We start from the raw sequence: 3,533 nt of genomic DNA on the forward strand, positions 1-3,533 counted from the left end.
TCACCGAGAATCAACATCGATATAGTTTACGTGCGTTATGTCGATGTTTACAAGTGTCAAGAAATAGCTTCTATTATCAACTACAATTAACCAGTAAAAAAACAGACAAAGAGCTTAGTAAAAAAGTGAAAGCGGTATTTAACGATAACTATCAATCCTATGGAACAAGGCGACTACAAGTAGCGCTTAGAAAGAAAAGCATACTATTATCCCGTCGCCGAATTGGTCGAATCATGCAAGAAAACGGATGAGTATCAAAATATACCTGTAAAAAATATCGTGCTAATACAGAACAAAGCAACGAATCAACAGTAAGTAAGCAACTTAATCGTGAGTTTACCGTAGGCCAACAACGCAAAGTGTTAGTGACTGATTTAACTTATGTGAGAGTAAAACAACAATGGCATTACCTTTGTATGATTATTGATGTAAGCAATCGAGAAATCGTGGGACGAAGTGCAGGAAAACATAAAAATGCTCAACTGGTTATGGATGCTATCAGCCAAATCCCTATTAACTTAAATTCAGTTGAGTTATTTCATTCAGATAGAGGAAAAGAATTTGATAATCATCTACTTGATGAATGTTTAAAGGAATTTGGCATTGAGCGTTCATTAAGCCATAAGGGATGCCCTTATGATAATGCTGTTGCTGAAGCAACATTTAAAGCGGTGAAAACTGAATTTTTGTCAAACACGATTTTTGATTCACTTGAACAACTCAGGTTGCAATTTAATCACTATGTGGATTGATTTAATTACAACAGGCTTCATTCGTCTTTAAATTACCAGTCACCCATTGAATATAAAATGAATCTATGACCTTATCTTTTTGGTACTAAAAAGTGTGGACATACCATTTATTGGAAAAAGCAGCGCAATATATAAACAATGCTTTATCTAAAGACGAGTATATAGATGTGGATGATATTCTGCATTTTGCTTCTCATGATCAAATACAATTATGCGTTAGATTACGTGTGAATCAACCAAGTAGCATTTATGCATTTATAGATAGTATACCAATACATATATGGGAAAAATTAGAACAACGAGACGAAAACTATCGATTCTTTTTTAGTTGTAAATATGGTGGATGTGGCTTTAACTCCATTACCTAAGTCATTAGATGTAGATATTGAAAAAGGTGATTTTAATTCTAGTGTTTCATATGCAGATATTATTATGGCAATAACAAATAGGTTTATTAATGATATTCAAATACAAAAACATAAAAAACTAGCAGTTGAATATTTATATCTTCCGGGAGAAGAATCATTTTTAGATGATAAGTTTGATTTAAATATTATAGAATGTAAAGAACCCCTTATATTTGAGTTAGATGAGTTAATTATAACAACTGAAGAATTAGATAATTTCATAACTAAATTAAAAAACACTGCCCAAAAAGACAAAACGTTTAAAAGTGAAGTGGTTGGTAGAAAAGAAAATATATTAAAGAAAGATATTTTAGATATAGCCAAAGCAACTAGGGAAAAATATCCAAACTGTACCGGTAATTCTTTAGCAACAAAAATACACACTTTTCTTAGTAACCATAATGCCCCCCTGCATTTGGAACAATAAAAGAATATATATCAAGAAATCTTTTAGCTCCACAAGATAAAAATACTAAACTGAATTACGACTTAGTCATTCCAGAACATTTAAAACACCTAAAAAAATAAATAAACTAAAAATTTATAAATTAATTATTTATTTACCTGTTTTTTTATATACAGTGTTTGTTACAGTTACCTTGTTTTATAAACTTTTATAAAGAGGTAACTAATGACCAATCAAATCCTATCCAAAAAAGAAGTAAAAACCTTACTACATTTCAAATCTGACACTAGCCTTTACACGCTAGAGAAGAAAGATAAAACTTTTCCGCAAAAAATTAGAATCGGTTTACGCCGTGTTGGCTATCGAGCTGATGAGATTTACTCTTGGCTTGAATCTCGCAGAGTAGAACGTCGTGAGGTAGCATAATGGTGATAAAGCAAAACCCTCTATACCGTGAAATAATCGAGGGCTTAGATTGGAACTTATTAGACACCTCCAATCATAGCCAATCTAATTATAAAAAGCTACCTAAAAAGCCGAGAGCTTACCTATTAATTGCGTGTAGTAGTGACAATGGCATTACTGAAAATGAGATATTGCGCACCTGTAGGCTTTCTAGCGATAGAAATTATTGTTCAGAACTAGAAAGAAAGTTAGGCATTACATTAAAGCGCATGGATGAATCTAATACCGACGGAATAGGCTCACATTATCGCTATTACCTAGCCAATAGGGAAGATGCTCAAAAGGTGGTTAATCTGATTCTTAGTTATGAAAATAGCTTATTAACTGATTCAGATATCAGCCAAATTTTAGCACTTTACCCAAGCAAAGCAGCTTAATTAATTGATTTTATAGCAAAGCTCATTTTTGAGCCGACGGTATCCCTTTGCCTAAATTTAGCTAAAAGAGGGATTTTTCGACACGTTAGGAGTAATACTTATGACAGATTTTAATCATTTAGTACCAGTAACAGAAACGCAATTCAACGGCAAATTACAGCAAACAGTTAGCGCGAAAGATTTACATCGTTTTCTTGGTGTAGGGCGTGATTTTTCTACATGGATTAAATCTCGTATTGATGAGTACGCATTGAGTCCAAATGATGATTATTTGCTATTGGATTATTCCCCCGAATTGGTGAATCAAAGCACAAATAATAAACAATATTCCCCAGTTTTGGGGAAAAATACCCAACGAGGTAGACCAGAAAAAGATTACTTATTAACAATTGGAACCGCTAAAGAATTGGCGATGATTGAAAACAACGAGAAAGGACGAGCAATAAGAAAGTACTTTATACGTTGTGAAGGACACCTTAAAGAAATCGCACCAGCAATCCAGAAGAAAGCGCTTAATCGATTAAAAGCACGTTTAAAAGTCGCAGATTATAGCCGTCCTATGTGTGACGCTTTAACAGAGCAACGTAAAGCACTGGGAAAAAGCGCAAATAACACCGTATTTACTAATGAATTCGATATGATTAACCGCATCGTATTAGGTACTACATCAAGCAAATACAAGAAAGCCAATAATCTTACTGGTAATATTCGTGACCACCTAAACGAATTTGAATTAAACCATATCGCATACCTTGAGAACGCAAATATAACATTAATCCATATTGGTTACGACTATCATCAGAGAAAAGCTGAGCTAATAAAGTTATCTCATGCTTATTTGATCCGTCATATGGCACAGGTGGCTTAATTATGATGACTACATGCTCATTTAACACCCTAGCTACCCAATCTCTAAATAATCGCTTAAATTGCTATTTTGACGGGATTAACGCCACCAAAAAGATTAAATCATTTTTCTTGATTAGCAATAATTCTAGTTTCCAGTCAAAAAACTATTTTAATGGAAGCCAGTGCAAAAATGCGCACTCAGTGCGCAGCGAAAACCGTTTTTTAATGCGTACTAATCATTACATGGGGTTGAATTTTAAAAGTAGGTTTCTTGAGT

General features: G+C 33.5%; 7 protein-coding genes. All 7 read left to right on the forward strand.

The annotated features are described in order from the left end of the window. A partial coding sequence (locus A9G40_RS14290) for an IS3 family transposase (protein WP_218057970.1) occupies nt 1–251 on the forward strand: 251 nt, incomplete at its 5' end. A gap of 114 nt (nt 252–365) precedes the next feature. After that, nucleotides 366–752, forward strand: a complete 387-nt coding sequence (locus tag A9G40_RS14295; protein WP_143425441.1) for a DDE-type integrase/transposase/recombinase — start codon at nt 366–368, stop codon at nt 750–752. 110 nt (nt 753–862) lie between these two features. Further along, nucleotides 863–1,120, forward strand: coding sequence for a hypothetical protein (locus A9G40_RS15275; RefSeq protein WP_141675216.1), 258 nt, complete (start codon nt 863–865; stop codon nt 1,118–1,120). Then, nucleotides 1,098–1,586, forward strand: a complete 489-nt coding sequence (locus A9G40_RS07210) for a hypothetical protein (RefSeq protein WP_141675217.1) — start codon at nt 1,098–1,100, stop codon at nt 1,584–1,586. The genes A9G40_RS15275 and A9G40_RS07210 overlap by 23 nt, the downstream gene beginning before the upstream one ends. A gap of 204 nt (nt 1,587–1,790) precedes the next feature. Next, a complete protein-coding gene (locus tag A9G40_RS07215; protein ID WP_065566592.1) occupies nt 1,791–1,991 on the forward strand; it encodes a helix-turn-helix transcriptional regulator in 201 nt (66 codons plus the stop codon). After that, nucleotides 1,991–2,407: a hypothetical protein gene (locus A9G40_RS07220; protein WP_065582491.1), complete on the forward strand. Its 417-nt coding sequence runs from the start codon at nt 1,991–1,993 to the stop codon at nt 2,405–2,407. The genes A9G40_RS07215 and A9G40_RS07220 overlap by 1 nt, the downstream gene beginning before the upstream one ends. Nucleotides 2,408–2,507: 100 nt before the next feature. After that, nucleotides 2,508–3,275 (forward strand): antA/AntB antirepressor family protein, encoded by a 768-nt coding sequence (locus tag A9G40_RS07225; RefSeq protein WP_065582492.1) that lies wholly within the window; start codon nt 2,508–2,510, stop codon nt 3,273–3,275. Nucleotides 3,276–3,533 lie beyond the last annotated feature (258 nt).

The organism is Gilliamella sp. Nev3-1 (genome assembly GCF_001690435.1).
Lineage (GTDB): Bacteria > Pseudomonadota > Gammaproteobacteria > Enterobacterales > Orbaceae > Gilliamella > Gilliamella apicola_C.

Excerpts from the sequence above, each read along its gene's own strand:
- A9G40_RS07215 (WP_065566592.1), top strand. The coding sequence starts at position 1,791 with ATGACCAATCAAATCCTATCCAAAAAAGAAGTAAAAACCTTACTACAT.
- A9G40_RS07225 (WP_065582492.1), top strand. The coding sequence starts at position 2,508 with ATGACAGATTTTAATCATTTAGTACCAGTAACAGAAACGCAATTCAAC.
- A9G40_RS07220 (WP_065582491.1), top strand. The coding sequence starts at position 1,991 with ATGGTGATAAAGCAAAACCCTCTATACCGTGAAATAATCGAGGGCTTA.